The organism is Aestuariivirga sp., assembly GCF_965227715.1.
Taxonomy (GTDB): domain Bacteria; phylum Pseudomonadota; class Alphaproteobacteria; order Rhizobiales; family Aestuariivirgaceae; genus Aestuariivirga.
In genome coordinates this window covers 3,608,497-3,626,287 of the sequence record NZ_OZ245771.1, presented here as the reverse complement: position 1 = coordinate 3,626,287, position 17,791 = coordinate 3,608,497, and the positions used below count along the sequence as shown (strand labels likewise).

At 56.6% G+C, this 17,791-nt stretch carries 13 protein-coding genes and 1 pseudogene; 6 read left to right on the top strand and 8 right to left on the bottom strand.

Annotated elements, in window-relative coordinates:
* The first annotated feature begins 350 nt into the window (after positions 1–350).
* The 3 genes and pseudogenes from ACO06F_RS17145 (at position 351) to ACO06F_RS17135 (ending at position 5,245) form a co-directional block, all read left to right on the top strand.
* Positions 351–1,781, top strand: a complete 1,431-nt coding sequence (locus ACO06F_RS17145) for a hypothetical protein (protein WP_421693942.1) — start codon at positions 351–353, stop codon at positions 1,779–1,781.
* Positions 1,781–3,955, top strand: coding sequence for a M23 family metallopeptidase (locus ACO06F_RS17140; protein WP_421693941.1), 2,175 nt, complete (start codon positions 1,781–1,783; stop codon positions 3,953–3,955). The genes ACO06F_RS17145 and ACO06F_RS17140 overlap by 1 nt, the downstream gene beginning before the upstream one ends.
* Before the next feature lie 166 nt (positions 3,956–4,121).
* Positions 4,122–5,245, top strand: a pseudogene (locus ACO06F_RS17135) (IS3 family transposase).
* Positions 5,246–5,281: 36 nt separating this feature from the next.
* Here the strand turns inward: ACO06F_RS17135 and ACO06F_RS17130 are convergent.
* From ACO06F_RS17130 to ACO06F_RS17110, 5 genes are all read right to left on the bottom strand, one after another.
* Positions 5,282–6,397, bottom strand: coding sequence for a hypothetical protein (locus ACO06F_RS17130; protein WP_421693940.1), 1,116 nt, complete (start codon positions 6,395–6,397; stop codon positions 5,282–5,284).
* Positions 6,398–6,405: 8 nt separating this feature from the next.
* Positions 6,406–8,094 (bottom strand): hypothetical protein, encoded by a 1,689-nt coding sequence (locus ACO06F_RS17125; protein WP_421693939.1) that lies wholly within the window; start codon positions 8,092–8,094, stop codon positions 6,406–6,408.
* A 167-nt stretch (positions 8,095–8,261) separates the two neighbouring features.
* A complete protein-coding gene (locus ACO06F_RS17120; protein WP_421693938.1) occupies positions 8,262–8,468 on the bottom strand; it encodes a helix-turn-helix domain-containing protein in 207 nt (68 codons plus the stop codon).
* 75 nt (positions 8,469–8,543) lie between these two features.
* Positions 8,544–8,897 (bottom strand): hypothetical protein, encoded by a 354-nt coding sequence (locus ACO06F_RS17115; protein WP_421693937.1) that lies wholly within the window; start codon positions 8,895–8,897, stop codon positions 8,544–8,546.
* A gap of 114 nt (positions 8,898–9,011) precedes the next feature.
* Complete coding sequence (locus tag ACO06F_RS17110) at positions 9,012–9,704, bottom strand: hypothetical protein (protein ID WP_421693936.1); 693 nt, start codon at positions 9,702–9,704, stop codon at positions 9,012–9,014.
* 376 nt (positions 9,705–10,080) lie between these two features.
* Here ACO06F_RS17110 and ACO06F_RS17105 point away from each other — a divergent pair, with 376 nt between their 5' ends.
* Together ACO06F_RS17105 and ACO06F_RS17100 are read left to right on the top strand one after the other, a co-directional pair.
* Positions 10,081–11,085 carry a CBASS cGAMP-activated phospholipase gene (locus ACO06F_RS17105; protein WP_421693935.1) on the top strand — a complete coding sequence of 335 codons (1,005 nt, stop codon included), beginning with the start codon at positions 10,081–10,083 and terminating at the stop codon, positions 11,083–11,085.
* Positions 11,082–12,509: an SMODS domain-containing nucleotidyltransferase gene (locus ACO06F_RS17100; RefSeq protein WP_421693934.1), complete on the top strand. Its 1,428-nt coding sequence runs from the start codon at positions 11,082–11,084 to the stop codon at positions 12,507–12,509. Before ACO06F_RS17105 ends, ACO06F_RS17100 begins: the two co-directional genes overlap by 4 nt.
* 268 nt (positions 12,510–12,777) lie before the next feature.
* Here ACO06F_RS17100 and ACO06F_RS17095 read toward each other — a convergent pair whose 3' ends face one another.
* The gene (locus ACO06F_RS17095; protein ID WP_421693933.1) at positions 12,778–13,986 is read right to left on the bottom strand and encodes an alpha/beta fold hydrolase; all 1,209 of its coding nucleotides are present in this window, start codon (positions 13,984–13,986) and stop codon (positions 12,778–12,780) included.
* Between the two features lie 191 nt (positions 13,987–14,177).
* On the opposite strand from ACO06F_RS17095, the gene ACO06F_RS17090 reads away from it, so the two are divergent.
* The gene (locus ACO06F_RS17090; protein ID WP_421693932.1) at positions 14,178–14,996 is read left to right on the top strand and encodes an alpha/beta fold hydrolase; all 819 of its coding nucleotides are present in this window, start codon (positions 14,178–14,180) and stop codon (positions 14,994–14,996) included.
* A 219-nt stretch (positions 14,997–15,215) separates the two neighbouring features.
* Here the strand turns inward: ACO06F_RS17090 and ACO06F_RS17085 are convergent, their stop codons facing one another.
* Both ACO06F_RS17085 and ACO06F_RS17080 read right to left on the bottom strand, forming a co-directional pair.
* Complete coding sequence (locus ACO06F_RS17085) at positions 15,216–16,409, bottom strand: tyrosine-type recombinase/integrase (protein WP_421693931.1); 1,194 nt, start codon at positions 16,407–16,409, stop codon at positions 15,216–15,218.
* A gap of 405 nt (positions 16,410–16,814) precedes the next feature.
* The gene (locus ACO06F_RS17080) at positions 16,815–17,738 is read right to left on the bottom strand and encodes a carbohydrate kinase family protein (protein ID WP_421693930.1); all 924 of its coding nucleotides are present in this window, start codon (positions 17,736–17,738) and stop codon (positions 16,815–16,817) included.
* Positions 17,739–17,791 lie beyond the last annotated feature (53 nt).

Genomic DNA, 17,791 nt, shown 5'->3' with positions numbered 1-17,791 from the left:
GTCGATGATTCAAAGGGTTCGCTATCACCCGTGCTGGTGCCGCCAATCATTGCGTCCAGTTGCCGAGTGGGCTGAGGACTACAACACCAAAAGGCCGCACTCGTAACTGGCGTACGAGACGCCCGCGGCTTACGCCGCGAAGTTCACTGCAACAGGCTGGCACGCTCCTCCGGGGCTCCGCATGCTAACCTGCTGCCCCACCAGCCCCACCGGGGCATACGACAGGGCAAGGCTCTAAGAGCTTCTGGCTATGTTCAGTGGGAGGTCACTGGTAAATGTCCCTCTTTTGCAATCATTAATTTTATGTTAAAGTTAAGTAAGCGGAGCTAACACGCGCGTAGGAGCAGGATATGAGTATTTTGCGTCTATTCTGGGTGGCTATGGGGCTGTTCTTATTGTCAGCCTGTGCTCCAAAGACCACATCCATTTGCGGCGGAACAGGTGCGTGTTGTGCGATCGGCGCCTACGACGCAGCCGGAAAGCCTGACTACACTGTTTATCAGTGCGTGGCTCCTGATGCCTGCGGATCTGAATGCCGCAACAAATATGACGGATTAACGTCATGTCCTTACAAGGATGCCCCCGAGGGATCATGCGGGGTAGTAAAGAAGACCGTTTGGATCTGGGATGGCGATTTCTGGAATTCGACAACGTCCATCAATTCAAATGCGCAACTGTCGATGCTGCAGAAACAGGCAGACAACGAATTCAACAAGATGGGCGTGTCAGGAGTTGGCCGGTGCCAAGCAGCATGTAAGGCTGGGTCAGGAACATTTTGTCCATCTGCAATTGTCCCAAACTCCGTCTCGCTTGGACTGCTTACAACTATGGCAGCAATCGCTGGCTCTGGGGATCTATCAGATCGCACGATTCCTATAAGTACAATTGAAAAGAACTTTGGCGTTTCTAATGCGCTGGGTTCGTGTCCTCGAGGTGACATCCTCGTGAGGTCTGGCAAGATATTAAATTCGGGATCGGAATGTGTCGCGGGGGTCAATCCTTTGAAAGAGGACAAAAAAGTGGACGCCGATTTGACCACCGATCCTGTGGTAATCGCGGACATTGCCGCCAACCCTGGATTTCTGACTTTTAGCGAAGAACGAAAGGGATTTATGCTCTCTATGGTCGACAAAGGAGTGAATGATCTTTTCGGAGGAAGTCTCTCATATGCCGCGACAGCACGAGAGACTACAGTTGCCGTGACATTGAAGCGACCAGAGGGTCAGGAACAGCCATGCATTGGCGTCGAGGGCATAGCTACTGCTTCCAGCTCATTTCATGAAACTGCACGTTTGCTCTCAGCAAACCCGGAAATTCTATCGTCTGCAGTTCGAGATGCGAAATCAATCATCGGAAAATTAAGTCCGGAATCCAAAGCGCCGTCCGATGATGATGCCGACGAAATTGAACCGAGACTTCTTCCAATGACGGCCGAATACGAGCGAATTTTAAATGGGCCGGATTCAGCCGAAAAAACTTCACTCCGAAATACTATGTATGATGTAGCAATCGAGGGCGTGAACTACGGAATATCTTTGCCTCAAGCGTTGTTATTTGTGGACTTGGACATCTGTCAAAAATCGATTGGAACCATTAGCGATCAAGACCTGCCAAAGCTCATTCCCGTATTGGACCCAATTGTTGGTCTGTCATCAGGCGAAATGGACAAGCGCGAGCGTTTGGCTGGCGAAATTTTGCTTTGCCGTTACGGATATAACTCTCTTCCGAAAGTTCTTCGCTTAGGCATGCATACTGCAGCCGAAACCGCTTCGACGAAGTGATGACGATGATCTGTACTCGAGTAATTCTGATACTCTTTGCTGGTCTAGTTCTGGTGGACTTGACTTCTTTTGCACAAGCGGAGGATGGAAGCCAATGCAATCTAGCACCAATAGTCCAACCGTTAGATATGGCCGGGGTACAAGGTGAACCGCGGCCTGACTCTTTGGAGATGAGGTTCTCCTTAGAAGATTATGAAGAAGAGATTGACGGGAACACGTTCCAAACCAAGGTGGTCTTGCCGTCGTTAGATTTGATATCAGACATTTCGTCATTCGTTGATGCCAAACTTCAGAATATGGAGTCTGCAATTCGGGAAGAGGTTGACAAGAACAAACTCAGTTTTGCTGGATGGAGAGTCCAAACGGTGACGCCACAGGGAGCGGACCTCCTAATCCAAGGAGAGATTACAGTTAGAAAATATGCAAAATTTGACTGGATGTGTTGCCATTGGTTCAGCTGTCATCGCTGCCGAAAGGAAGTAAGACTCTTCCAACGCACCGTGCCCTTCACCGCCTCGGTATCAAGATCCATTCAACTTGTACCCACGCGCATATACTCAAAAGTATTACAAGAAGTCGGAGACCGGATGAAAATAGTTACTTCGCCGGCTGACTATCCGGTTAGACTTGAGCTTAGCGCTACTGGTAGCAGCAGAGGCGACACCAGTGCGCTGGAAGACCTTTATGACTTTGTCGCCGGATTCTTTGAATTTGTGAAGGCTAGACTGTTCGGTGGTAAGCCGAAGTGGCAGATGAAAGATTGGATCAGTCAGACCTTTAGTGAAAGTTTTGACGGTCCTAACCCTTACGTCTTTCAGCAAAAATTATACACGTTCGCCCATATTCAGCAGAGTGGTGCTTCAACTCCCCGGCCAATATCTCAACGTTGGTTTTGGCAGTCGTTCGTAGCAGGGATGAAGCTGGACTATGGGAGAACAGCATTTTCCAGCGTTAATGGCCGCAACAAATTTATTAGTGCGTTCTATACAGATTATCAGGAATATGCGAAATACCTCAATCGCCTCGGCTTCGGCGAAAGCGGGGTAGTAGTTGACTATCTTAATTACAAGAATTTCTGTGCTCTGGGTGGTCGTAAAGTACTTGAAGATTTCATGGAGAGTCTGAAGAGAGATTTCGAGGGAAAGAGCGTTGGACCTTCAGAGGCTGTGATCCCCAAGGGACATCTAACTCAAGGAATTAGGGACTATTTTGGCGCGTGGGGCTTGGATGAATTCATCAAATCCTCACACAGGGTAGTTCGCTCTTCAAATGGGAAGTCTTGGTCTGTTAGCTTTCCGGACCTCGCATCTATTTCCTCGAGCAGAATACTAACGCCCATAAATGGAAATCTTTGGTCCATGGACGCTGAGCAGGGCTGGTCACGAGAAGAACGAGACTGCATTAACATACTTGTATTGAAGCGTTCGGGGTCGCTCAACAAGATATATCCCGCTCAAGATTTTAGTGAGTGCCTTGAAAGCCCAGGGGGGCTTAGCGCTGATCAAGAGAAAGCGCTAGATGTGGTAGGTGCTGATACGGGAGCGTTTTCGGCTGCGTCTGGCACAGTATTTGGTCCGCCGATCGTTGGCGGTTCGAATTATCGGGGTTGGTACTATTGCTACACTACGTCATCTCTATGTGCTGGTAGGCAACGCATTATCTGGACTCAAAGAGAGAGCCTATTCGGCGCAAGAGGCGGACGGCATGGCGGAGTTGATATATTTGATTCGAATGGGGATGATGAAAACATTCCGATATCAGCGATTTCGGACGGGAAGCTAATCTATAACAATCTCGATCCAACAGAATGGGGAAATGCGCTAATTCTCCCATTCAGAAAGGATAACAAGAATTACTATGCTGTGTACGCACACCTTCCCTCTTCTTCAAAGTCGCTAGATGGAAAGCAAGTAAAGCTTGGAGACAACATAGGGATTGCAGGTTGTACTGGTAATGCGGGAGACGGAAAGGGAAACTGCAACAATTATTGTTTGGTAAATGGTGGGGGGCGAAGTGATATTCATCTACACTTTGAAACTATCGAAATTGGGGATGATGGTAAGCGGAAGAAGGTTGACCCTACAACGATTCTAAATTTTGTGCCTTCCAAGAACTCAGATATTCGTTTGTACGCTTGCGACCAAACGTCAAAAATGTCGGACCTGGGTCGCTAGGACAGTTAGTGCCCGGCCGCAGCATTCCAGAAACAAACAGTGCGGCTTGAGGAAGGGAGGATTTCTGGCTCATCTTTGCCCTGAGGAGGAGCGTAGATGAGGTGACCTGCCACTGAAGATTTCCTCCAGATGATTTAGAGTCCGGCCCAGGAGATGGAGACGGACGATGAAGAGGAAGCGGTTCACGGAAGAGCAGATCATCGGTGTCCTGCGGGAGCAGGAGGCTGGCGCGAAGACGGGGGACCTGGCGCGAAAGCACGGGGTCTCCGAGGCCACCCTGTATAACTGGAAGGCGAAGTTCGGCGGGATGGACGTCTCGGACGCCAAGCGCCTGAAGGCTCTGGAGGACGAGAACGGGAAACTGAAGCGTCTGCTGGCTGACGCCATGCTGGACAACACGGCCCTGAAGGACCTGCTGTCAAAAAAATGGTGAGGCCCGCCGTCAAGCGTGAGGCAGTCGCCTATCTGAGAGAACACTTCCAGATGAGCGAGCGCCGGGCCTGCACCGTGCTTGCCGCCGACCGAAAGATGATCCGCTACACATCACGGCGGCCACCGGAGACAGAACTCCGGGAGAAGCTGCGCGACCTCGCCAACCAACGCCGAAGGTTCGGCTACCGAAGGCTGTTCATCCTGCTGCGGCGGGAGGGCGAGGCATCGGGCATCAACCGCATCTACCGGCTCTACCGGGAAGAGGGCCTTGGGGTGCGCAAGTGCCGAGGTCCGCAAGCGGGCCATTGGCGTCAGGGCTCCCCTTCTGGTGGAGGCAGGGCCGAATGCCCGATGGTCGCTGGACTTCGTTCACGACCAGATGGCCAACGGCCGGCGGTTCAAGATCCTCAACGTGGTCGATGACGTCACCCACGAGTGCCTCGCCTCGATCCCGGAAACCTCATTTCCGGCCACCGGGTTGCCAGGGAGCTTACCACCCTCATCGAACGGAGAGGCAGGCCCGGCATGATCGTCAGTGGTAACGGAACTGAGCTCACCTCGCATGCCATCTTCGCCTGGGCGAAGAATCAGCGCATCGAGTGGCACTACATCATGCCGGGAAAGCCAATGCAGAACGGCTACGTCGAAAGCTTCAATGGCAAGATGAGGGACGAGCTTCTGAACGAGACGCTGTTCTTCTCACTCGACCAGGCCCGGGAGGCAGTCGCCGAGTGGATCGAAGACTACAACACCACAAGGCCGCAGTCGTCGCTTGCCTACGAAACGCCCGCGGCCTACACCGCGGAGCTCGCCGCAACAGCCATACAACAGGCCAAGACTCGAACGGCTGCTGGATGAAAGTTCAGTGGCAGGTCATATGCTGTCAGTCTGGCGCTAAGCAGGGTCTAGCTCCTCGTGCATTAGCCGTTCCCTAATTAGAGCCATTCTCCGAGAAGCCTCGATCCCGCTGGCGAGATTGTAATTCTCTGCGATCACGCGGTCGGTCCGGTCTGCGAGAAGGTCCTTCGCGCCTGCGAAGTTGACGGGGTCATGGATCGCCCACGTCGTGGCAGCAATGCGGCGTGTGTCATGCAGTGTCAGGTGAACGCCGAGCGCTTTGTATGTCTCCTTCTGGAATGCAAGGTAAAGTGCAACACCTCCGGCCGGTACTCCCTTCGCCGTTGCCCAGAGTCCTTGGTGGGTCGCACTGCGATAGATGAGTGGCCGGTAGACCTCAAGATAGCGATCGACACGTTCGCTGATCCAGACCGGCAATTCGGCATCGATTGGTTCTCCATTCTTGACCTGCTCACCTGGCATGGAGATCAACCAGCCCGATGTACCACGCAGGAGTGTGGATCCGATGACCAGTTCTGTCAGGTTGCGGCGGCGCAATGGCTGGAAGCCTGCAAGTGCCACGAGCAGGCCATCGCGATAGCGAAGTGCGAGGTACTGGATATCTTTGCCGGTCGTGTCGGGATGACAGTTTTCATAGTCGGCATCGACGGCATCCAGGCGAGCCAGGCTTCTATCAATCAGTACCTGGGATGTGAGGAGAATCGGTTTTCGCCCGCGCTTCGGGATGCCCCGTTCCAACCTTGTGGTCATCTCCCTGAGCCATGCCCAGTCACGTTCCGGGTACATGTAGCGGAACGCGTCATGAAGTTTGGCGATCTGGGTCGCCACCGAGCGCTCGTTGCAACTCTCCCTGAGGTGAGCCACATAGTCCTTGAGCAGCGCCGGGGTTACTCGGAATTCCGGCGGGGCATCCATTAGGTCCGGATGGGAGGAGCGGATCCAGCCCATCCAGCGGCGATAACTGAAGTGGATGGCGTCCTTGGTGGCCGATCTCAGGTGCGTTCCGCTTGCAGTATCGGCGAACATGTCATGAGGCTGGTAGAATGCTTCGGCAAAGCGGCGGCGATCGCCCTCCGGCCAGTCAGCCTCCGGCAAATGCAGCAGTACGCGGATGGGCTTCGGAAAGAGTGGGGATACCTTCTTTCTGGGCATGATGGGAGCTACTTCTTCCTGCGGGTGGAGGAACGTTGCCTGGCTTCCTCGCGAAGCCTCTCGATCAACGCACCATTGTGACGGCTGGCGCGGCGCGTGTCGGTACCGCCATAGAACTTGACGACGTTCTTGGTTCCGGTGTGACCGAGGTTCTGGGCGACCGTCTCATAGGCGCCGGGTTCCTGATCGAGCAACAGCTTGGCGGAGACGTGGCGGAACTGATGCATGGTCATATTGATGCCGAGACGCTTCTCCAGGGTCAAAACCAAACGGTTTGTTACGGCCGCCTGGCTCTTTGGCTTGCCGTCGAGCCTGACGAAGAGCGCTTTCGGTAAGCGTCCGGTAATCGCTGGTGCCAGCTTGGTGCGGTATTGATGAAGTCGGCGTGACAGGTCCAGGGGGAGCTCGCCAATATAGTCGATCTCCGTCTTCATTTCCGGGGCGGGCACCTGGATCAGGGCCGGGGCGTTTGGTCCACCAGGCCACGTGATGTGGCGGTCGAACTCCAGCGCACACATGTTCACCCGCCGCAGCGGCGTGATCTGGAGGATGCCGATCAGCAACGCCATTTGCAGCCGTACCAGGCGCTGGAGAGGCTCCAACTTGTCCGGAAGGGCCTCGGCCCAGAGCACATCGGGGAGCATGAGAAAGCGGCGGCGAAGGTTGGGATCGTCGATTCTGACCAGTAGTTCGCGGTTCTTTAGGGTCAGGCCGGGGCGAAGTTTTGGCAGTTTGGCCTTGATTTTCTTGAGTTCGGCAATCTCTGCCAGGGATAGCTTCAACCAATCCTTGGCGACGATCACTACCATGGTGGCGACGCCATGCACGCGGGCTGTCGCGGTCTGACCAGAGTCCGCCATCATCTGCCGAAGAATGCGGCGATAGACGTCAGCGCGGGTCAGAACAGCAATGGAAGTGATCTCACTAAACGGAAGGCCAGACCGTACTGCCGCATCAGCTGCGGTATGGAGATTGCTGGTGTAGGATATCACCGTCTGCGTCCGCAGCGCCTTGGAGCGCACCTCGTCGTCCAGGGGATCGGCCGTGACGCACCAGGTCTGGAACGCCAGAAGGTCTTTCTGGAAGGACGCGGAAAATGACGCCAGTGGGTGGCGGCCGGGCGGCGGCGCCGTTGGCGACGCCGGCACCTCTACGGAAGATAGCCCTGCCACTCCCTTCGCCAACTGAGACCAGGCAAGCACTGCTGTCCGGTGGACAGCTTTGGCGTTGCGGACAAGCGTGGAGGTCGTGAGCGCCACCAGATAGCCGTCAAACGTCTTCTGCGCCACCTCTACGGGCGCAATATTCGCCTGAGAGCAGAACCGGGCAAAACGGGACAATGCCAGGCGTTGCCGAGTTGCAGTGATTTCCCCGATCAGCGCGGACCAGGCAGGGGCGAGCCGAATGTTCGCCGTCCGCAGCACCTTCGCCTCCCCGGTAAGCTCGAGAGCACGCATGAACTGGCTACGCACCACGGAGAAGCGTGCCGGTGACAGGCCGCCAGCTTCTGGCCCAATCTTCTCCAGACGGTTCTGAACGCCGGCAATGTCGCTGGCGACTGTTGCCCCGGGATCAATATCAATCAATCGGCAGATGCAGCGAATGGCGCTCTGCAGGTCAGCGGCGGTGCGCGCGGGGAGATCAAGCTGGTCAAGTTTTCGGATCGTGTCTGCGAGTGTCGAAGTGGCCGGAGGCATGGGTTTCACTTTCATTGGAATGGGACAGGGAAAGCCAAGGCACGACAGGTGACGCCATACAGCGTCATACATAAGAACAGTTCTATACACAATGGGACATAGTCGCGTATCTAGTTCTTATGTGAAACTATAAAATACTGTCAGACAACGACAATTCATGTCAGGTGTTACATCGATTTGACACGGCGCGAGCGCGCCTCGAGTGTCCGCAGATCGTCGTCGGCAACACGCACGGTCGCGCCGAATTTGTGACTTGGGAGAACCCCGCTCGCGATGATCCGCTGCACAGAGCGCTCGCTGATGTTCAGAATGTCCGCGACCTCCTTCATGGAATGATATTTGGGAGCGGCGGTCGACTTTTTGGCTTTGCTCATGGCGGACATGATCCTCTTTGTGCGGTCTTGATTCCTTGATGGGTTACGGAGTGAAGGCAGGGCCAAAACTCCGAGTCACGGCCCCTGGGAAGTCGACTGGCGGCGGCAGCGCGCGAGATAGTCATCCAGGTCAGCGGTGTCGTAGACAACGCGGCCACCGATCTGCAGGAACACAGGGCCATCGCCCTTGAGGCGGGACTTATCGAGCCAGCTCAAGCTGGTGCCGATGTATCCGGCCGCCACCTTGCGATGCACGCGCTTCGGGATGGGCATAGGGCCACCGGAGCCAATCACCTCGCGGGGCATACCCGCAATGACGCGACCCATGGGCTCGGCAGCCGGCGGTTCGTCGAGCGTGGCGGACTTGCGATGGGGGGAAGAACCCGGAGAGACCTGGCGGCGGAGGTGGGCTTTGGGCTTCGTTGTCATGACAGGTGCTCCCTTGGCGTGCGTGGCACCGGGAGGCAAACCACGACAGAAAGGGCGGCGTCCTAGGCAATCAAATGGGGATGGCCCCCAAGTGCACCTTGTGGTCAGGACCTGTCACCGCATTTTGCGGGGAATGCCTGCGAGACTGCGGATGCTTTGCATCCGGAAGCCGGCCCTCCTGGCTGAGGCGCGTGCCGGCGGAACAACGATCTTCAGAAACTGATGGAATGGGCCATCCTCGACGTAGGAGGGTTGCCGTTGGGGATCAAACCGCGTGATCCGGACGATCTTGCCGCCAAAACTCTCGAAAATACCGGCCAGGTCTAGGATCAACTCGTTTTGGAGCACCAGTCTCTGTCCACCCCGGTGTGAAGCATCGCTTATTTCCAGGGCCAGCTCATTCACAACCTTGACCACTGCTTCCGCAATCGCTTCCAGGTCCGGCGGAGGACCCTTACCCCACTCAAAGTCCTCCAGCACCTTGCTCCTCTCCACAGAGTCGCCAATAAAGGCACCATAGACCCGCGCCACGGCCTCGGGATCGTAATTTCCAACGTGCTCCAGAAAAACCAGCGGGCTCTCGGCGATTGCCCGCACTGTCGGCATGAGCTGCCGCGGGGTCCGCAGGGGCATGGCATTGCAGTTCAACGCAAAATCCGTAAGACGCCGCCTGAGTTGCGCGATCAGTGCTGCGCAATCATCGAATTCAAGGAGGCGAAGCTTCCACCGCTCGAAGAGAGACACAAACTCCTTGTCCCGACCCGTGAAGTACAGGTCGATCTCGTCAAGGTCATTGCAATAGTTCATTGGGACATGGTCCCTGATCGCCCTATAGTTTCGGGGCACGTGCAAGATCCTTCCACAACATCGCAGTCACAGATGTAGTGCGTGATGTTCGGAGCGAAAGAGGGAACGACAAATCTCAAGCCGCGAGCCGGAAGCCGGCTTAAATTTTGTCGGACGAGGTGCCGCTGAAAAATCCCGACAGAGGGAGTTGGTTGCCAAGTCACAGCACCCCTTGGTCTGACAGTCGCCGGACGAGACTTCACTTCGGTAGATTCTTGCTACGCCGCGGGCAAACGCTCGCGGTCGCTACACGTGGCAGTAGCTCCGCACACCGTCAGATAATACCATTGATGGAACTAGTAAATTCACCTATCGTCAACTTGATCAGGATTTCATCATGTCCGACGTAGACAGAGTTTACCGCATACTTTCGATAGACGGTGGAGGGATCAGAGGTGTCTTTCCAGCCGCGTTCCTGGCGCGACTTCAAGATCAGCTACCCGAACACATCGGTTCATACTTCGACTTGATCGCGGGCACCTCTACGGGCGGCATAATCGCTCTGGGCCTAGGGTTGAGAATCCCACCTAAAACGATTATCGACATGTACACGAATAACGGCCCCGCCATCTTCGGACAGGATCACAACAGGATCACCAACTGGCTATTGAACAAATGGCGTTGGGGCAAGCATCTGTTCCATACAAAATATGACTCCCAGCCATTGCGAGATGCACTGACAACAGTACTTCGCAATCAGAAGATCGGTGAGAGCAAATCTCGTCTGCTGATCCCATCATGGCATCGTGAGACCGAGCGGGTCTACGTTTACAAAACAGCTCACCACGAGCGTTTTGCCTCTGATTACCGCCAGCTTGCCTTGGATGCTGCAATGGCAACTGCTGCTGCCCCCACCTTTCTTGAGCCTTATCTTACGTCCGACGAAGTGGAACTCATCGACGGCGGAGTGTGGGCCAACAATCCTATAGGCGCTGCGACGGTGGAAGCCATTGGAGTTTTGGGATGGCCGGCAAACAAGATTAGAATTCTAAGTATTGGCACGTTGAATGAAGCCGTTGCGCCACCACGACTCTCCGGTGGTTTACCATTCCTGCTAACGCAGTACGTAAGCAGGGTCCTCATGGCGGGGCAGTCGCATAGTGCGATGGGGACTGCAAAGTTGCTGACAGGAGATGTTCACTCTCATCAAGCAATATGGAGAGTTGACCAAACCGCTCCTGCTGGCCGCTTCAGTCTAGATAATACGTCACGGATTAAGCAGATGAAGGACCGAGCTAACGTGGAGGCACGAGAGCAATTTCCAATACTGAAGAATATCTTCTTTCAAGCACCCGCTCCCAGATTCAACCCATTCCATACGCTTGAAGGACTTCGCCAGTGAAGCACGTTGACCACTTTGCTTCATTCTTAAATGAAACGGTCAACCTAAACCAGACAAGGATCGACACACTTCAGCAACGTGTTGGGGCGGTTTCTTCCTTTCTGAGGCAAAGCGAATACAAGCCCACCATACGGAGTTTCGCGGCGCAAGGGTCATGGGCCCATAGAACAATCATCAAACCAGTAAATGCCGACGGTGAATTCGATGCAGACCTTGTTTTGTATGTGGACGAGGTAGAAGGCTGGAACCCAAAAGATTACATCGTAGAACTGAGGCGTGTCTTGTGGGACCACAAGACGTATGGTGATAAGACATCCTATAAGACGCGATGTGTACAGATAGACTACGCCAACGACTTCCATTTGGATCTTGTGCCGATTGTGGTCAGGAACGCAGGAGCTTCTGGTGTTCAGGTCTGTTATGTCTGCAATCGCGCGGAGGACAAGTTCGAGCAGACGGATGGAAGTGGCTTCGCAGATTGGTGGCTGGGACGGAACCAAATCGTAGCTGGCAATGATCTCCTTAAGGCAGCTCGGATCATCAAATATATACGGGATACAAAAGGAACATTCTCTGCAAAATCGGTGTTGCTGACTACGTTGATCGGCAACCAAGTATGGGACGCAGATCGCTTCTCCAACTCGCTCTTTGTTGATGTCCCGACCACACTAAAAACCATCGTGGGTCGTTTAGATGAATGGCTGCAAGCTCATTTTGAACTCCCACCCGTTTATAACCCCGTATTGGCAGGGGAGAGTTTCACGCGGAACTGGACACAAGACCAGTATGAGAATTTCCGCGACAAGGTACATTTGTACAGAAATTGGATCGATGAAGCATTCGATGAGCGAGATAATGATGCAAGCATACAAAAATGGCGGCGAGTACTAGGTGAGAAGTTCGCTTCGGGTGTAGCTGCGTCGAGAGGTGTCAGCGTAGTTGCTGCGCTTGCAGAGGGGGTAGCAAGAGGACAGGATCTCGTGGCTGCAGTGCTGCAGCACGGAAAGCAGCTGCTTCAGAGGATGCCTCGAGTGCTGCCCCATGTACAAGCCGTACCCTATCTCGAAGCTGGAAGCTTACGCATCATCGTAGATGCTTGTGAGGAGCGGTACGAAGGCGCTCCCAGAGGGCGGCGTCTTGAAAGTGGCGACGCGATAGGATCCTCTAGCGGAATACGGTTTTTCGCTCGTCTCGGGACTGGCATGCCCATATCCCCGGAATATCAGATCAGTTGGCAAGTTGTGAACACCGACAGGGCTGCTGCGGAAGCAGGTCAGCTTCGTGGCGAATTCAATCCATCTAAACCACACGCCGAGCGGTGGGAGGCCACAAAGTACCGGGGTGTGCATTGGGTGCAAGCGTTCATGATTAAGAATGGTCGTCTCTATGGACAGAGTGAGCGATTCTTCGTGGTCTTAATCTAATCGCCCACGTGCCTGCGTCGGGCGCAACTTCTGGCCTTCTGCCCATTCTGTCGGATAACAAAATGCATATTCTGTTATCCAACCCGCTAAGCTGCACGTTTCAACGCCGCGGTCTATGGCTTCACTGCCACCATCTGCTATTATCCGATTGAAAACTCGCTGCAGCTTTCCGTGACGGGCCACCGACGGCTCGCGCGCCACTCCGAGACGATTCTGCGGTGGTGTCCGGCTAAGGAACGCCGTACCGGCGCCTCACCAGGTTACGACATCAATTGGCCCGTTCTGCCAGCGCCTCCGCAAGCCAGGGGAAGACTGCCGCCGCCCATACTTGCTGGCCGAGGCCGCCGCAGTGTCCGCCCGCACCGCTCTGGGCGTTCAGTCTGATCATCTGCTTGGGGCAGGTGAGGGCGGCGAAGAGCATGTCGGACTGGGAGGCGAAATCGCCCTCGCAGTCGACGACGAGTGTCGGGCAGCGGATGAGCGCCGCCTTGCCGTCGAGCGTGTAGGAGCCCTGCTTGCGCAGAAAGTCGCCCACGGTCCTGGCGCCCAGCGTCACCATGCGCGGAGCCAGCATGTCGCGCATGGCGGGGATCGACCGCACCTGTTCGAGAAGCGCATCGGTCGCGGGGGAAGCGGCCTCGATCATCTGCCAGGTGAGACCGCCGGCGCTGGCGAATTGCCGTGACAGCATCCCGGTGATGCGGCTCACGAACTCCACCTGTCCCGGATCGCACACGAGGGCGGCGATACGATGCTCGACGGCCGCGGCCCGAGGCGCGAGATAGCCCGCGTAGCTCCTTCCCACGAGCGCAATCCTGCCGCGGTCCACACCCTGCTGACCTTCGAGCCAGTCGAGCGCCGGGGCGAGCACGGACTCATAGTCGGGCCGCATCGGCACGTGATCCTCGTAAAGAGCTCCGCCCTGGCCTGGTCCTTCGATCGTGAAGGCGTTGAAGCCTCTTTCGAGCGCCATCCAGGCTGTTTCCACGTAACCGCACTCCGCCGTTGAATCATATCCCGCAGGCAGCACCACGGTAGCGCGAGAATCCACCGCGCCAGCAGGCCGCAACAGATAACCGGTGAGATGGCAGCCGTCGAAAGGAATAGATGCGATGGTGCAGGAGACCGGAAGGTGGGGCACTGCAGCGCGGAAGGCGGCGCGGTGCCGTTTCCAGCAGGTCAGGAGCCTCGTGTCGCCAAGGTCGCCGCGCAGGTAGAAGAACGCCTGCCTCCAATACTCCGCCGCCCGCAGCCAGGCTCCGGCGGTGCTCGCGTCATCGGTCGGAGACTTCGTCGCCAGCGCCTCGGCACGCATCGCAGCAGCGGACCACTGGTCGTGCCAGCTTGCAGGATCTCCCGGTGTCACGGCGGAGGCGGCGACCAGCATCTCGCCCAGATCGGCAGCGCCGCAATAGGCCGCTGATGCCGTTCTCTTCAGCTGGTCGTCATAGTCGGCATCGTCGAAATAGAACTTCATCTTGTCCCTCCCCAAGACAGCGGCTGATCTCAGAACATCACTCATGTCCAGCTTGCGGTGATTGTCTAGACATCACTCATTCTTCAGCCGAGGTGTGTCCGTGGCGGAGGCCTTGACTTGACCTTGCGGGAACAGTCTGCTCGTGATCAAGAATGAAGCAGTTACACTCTCCGCCTCTGACTGGACTCTCTATGCCGTTGTTTCATGGTTCAAGTTCCGCCATCCATTATGAACAGACGCGCGCCGGGCCTGACATCGTATGGGTGGGCGGCGGCGGCACGCAGGGCAAGGACTGGCAGCGCTTTCAGACGCCCCACTTCGACCGCTCCTTCCGCAGCACGGTGTTCGACAACCGAGGCATCGGGCTAACGGTCTGCAGGGCGCCTTTGCCATGGCCCATCGAGGACTTCGCATCCGACCTCGCGGAGCTCGTGCGCGGCGTCTGCGCCGGCCCTGTGAACTTCGTCGGAACGTCGCTCGGTTCGGCCATCGTGCAGCAGCTCGCCATCGACAGCCCGGAACTCGTCCGCTGCGCCGTCGTCATGGGATCGGGCGCTTGGAGCACCGGCTGGGGCTGGGACTACCAGCAGGCGGAGATCGAATTCCGCAACGGCGGCGGGAAGCTAGATGGGCTCATGGGCGTCACGCATTATGCGAGCATGCTCTATCCCGCGTGCGCCTTGGGCGACCGGGAACTATGGCCGCGGCTGAAGTCGCTCCTGATGGAATGGATGGACTCGGGCGAGAACGAGACGTCGCTGGTCTCGCAGTGGGATGCCTCCCTGAGGTTCGACCAACGCTCTGCCCTGGCGGGGGTGAAGGTGCCCGTGCATGTCATCGCCTTCGAGGAGGACGTGCAGGCTCCGCCGCAGGACGGCGCGGAGCTTGCGCGCCTCATGCCGGGTTCCGTCCTCCATGAGATGAAGGGCATGGGCCACGGCTCCTGGTACGGCCATGCCCATGACGAGATCAATGCGCTCGTCGAGGAAATCTTCCGGCAGCATGCGTGACCCCAGTACTTCCGATAGCTGGAGGTGCTCGCTCGGTCTTGAGTACCCAGTCTACTGCACTCATACAACGGGAACGTTGTGGAAAGCCGGCTCGTTTAAACTGCTCAGTTGAATGACAAAATGCGTATTCTGTTATCAAGCTCACTATCTCATTGATCATCCGAAGAACTAATGTGCGAACCGTGATGCGCCATCGGATCTACCGGCCGCTGTCTCTATCTAATGCTTTGGGTGCTCGGTCGATAATGGATTCAAGGACTCGTCGACATACTGCGACCAGAGTTCGGAGGCGGCCTTTCTTTCAGCCAAAAACTCATGGCGCTGGTAGATCGCAGCGATCCCGCTGATTGTCCCACTCTGATGGTTCAGTATCTTGTCGGCCACGTGGGGCGCTACGCCGAGACCGGCCATGCCGGTGGCGACCGTACGACGCAGATCATGAAGGACCCAACCCGTCACGCCCGAAGCTGAATCCAGGCGCTTCTTGGTTATGCTGAAATATTGGTAGATCTTACCTTGGGCTGTAGCAAACACCAGCGGTTGGTCATCCTCAGCTCTCGGCAGTAGTGAAAGCATAGGTGGCGTCAGATGGACAATATGTGCTCGCCGGTTTTTGGTACGACGTGCGGGAATGGTCCAAATGCCCTTATCCAGGTCTAGCTCATTCCACCGCATGCCAGCCACCTCACTGCGACGCTGTCCGGTGAGGGCGAGCATCTTCACTATAGATCCGAACGGATGGGGCAAAGACATTGCCGCCGAGAGAACACATCCCAGTTCCTCATCTGAGAGGACCCTGTCGCGCGACCTCCCGGTCGGAGGCGGCATCAGACCAGCACAGGGAGACAGCTCCATCAGGCCGCGTCCGACACACCACTTGAAAAATGCGCGGATAGCCTTGAAGGCCCGGCCCGCCATCGCAGGGGCCCCGCGCGAAATAATAGCGTCAATGCAGTCCCTGACATCCCCCTTGGTGATCTCGTCAATTTGTCGGCCGCTCCAGCGCGCAAGCACGATCTTCATCAGAATGCGCATTGTCTCCTTGCCCACGCCGCGGGGCTCCAGGTATTCAGCCTTGTACTGCTGTATCACTAGCTCGAGACTCAGGCTGCTGGGGCGCTTTCTCCTCGATTGCTTCTCTGCGGCGGGATCCTGTCCGTCCAGCCGGGCAAGCATGATTTTCTGAGCGGCTGCCCGTGCCATGAACAAGGTGAGAGTGCCATAAGGGCCTAAGGTGTACTTCCGGAGTTGGCGTCGGCTGTCAGTCGTCCGGTACATGACAATGAAGACTTTCCGGCCGGCAGGTGTGATCTTCAGTCCAAACCCTCGCAGTGTCTTGTCCCAGTACACCTGATCAGTTGCGTCGGCCCGCAGGTCATCGATTACCGTCTTCGTCAGCTTCAACGTTGGCATCGTTGTCTTTCCCCATGCTACCTGCGGCCCACATAGGTAACGCCGCAAATGATACACCGGGCACCGGCAGACCAGAGCTTGACACGAAGTTCAAGGAACATCAGTCACTTGTACTACGCTCTGCAACGCGGTACCACACAGGGAAAGCTTAATTCACTTCCCACAAGGGGGAGGGAATTGCATATGAATGCGGCGTGTCTGGTGCCGAGCCAGTTTTCCCCTTCTCCCGTTGCAAGGCAATGGGAGAAGGTGGCCGATAGGCCGGATGAGGGCCTCTTTCGGCATCGGGACTCGTGGAGAGAGGCCCTCATCCGCCCTTCGGGCACCTTCTCCCATCCTGTGGACGGGAGAAGGGTATTTATATGCAATTCCCCTGCCCTTGTGGTGAGGGAACCTATTCCTGCGTTACACCATCTCCCGTGCCCAGGGCGGGTCGGCACCTGGCCTTGAGCAGGTGATGGCGGCGGCGCGGGCGGCGAAGGACATGGCGGTTGCGAGATCGCGCTCGCCGATGGCCGCGAGCTTCGGCTTGTGCAGCAGCTTCATGGCGCGGAGTGCGGTGAGGAGGCCCGCGGTAAACGTATCCCCTGCCCCAACCGTATCCGCCACCTTCACCTTTTCGGCAGGGCGGCTGATGGCATAGCCGCCGGTGAAGGCGTCAACCCCCTTGCCCCCTCGGGTGACCAGCACAATCTTTGCGCCGAGCTTCAGCCATTTGCGGGCGGCGGCCTTGGCATCGTCCTTCCCCGTCATCCACACCACGTCCTCATCCGAGACCTTCACGATATCCGCCATTGCGATCATGCGGTGGAGGCGGGCCAGATGCGCGCGGCGGTTGGCGATCATGCCGGGGCGGATGTTGGGATCAAAGGAGATGACGCGGGCCTTCGCCTCCCGCTTCATCAAGGCTTCCAGCGTGTCTCCGCCCGGTTCGGGAATCAGGCTGATCGAGCCGAAATGCAGCGCCTGCACTTTGGCCTCAAGCTTCGGCAGGTCTCGCCTGGTCAGCATGCGGCCGGCGGAATTGTCATCGAAAAAGGAATAACGCGCGTGGCCCTTGGTGAGCTTGACGAAGGCCAGCGTCGAGGGCTTGTCCCAGCTTTTCGCATAGGAGAGGCTGACCTTGCTGGCGGCCAGGCCCTCGCGCAGCATGTCTCCGAAGAAATCCGTGGAGAGGCCGGTATAAAGGCCAACGGGCACGCCGAGACGGCCCAGCGCAATCGCGGTGTTATAGACCGAGCCCCCGCAAAATGGCTGATAGGCCGTGCCGCCATCTGCCGTTTTTCGCGGCAGGAAATCGATCAACGCCTCGCCGCAGCACAGGATCATGAGCCCGCCTCCCAAGCATCTGATTTTTAAGCAACTATGAGGCATGACTTGGG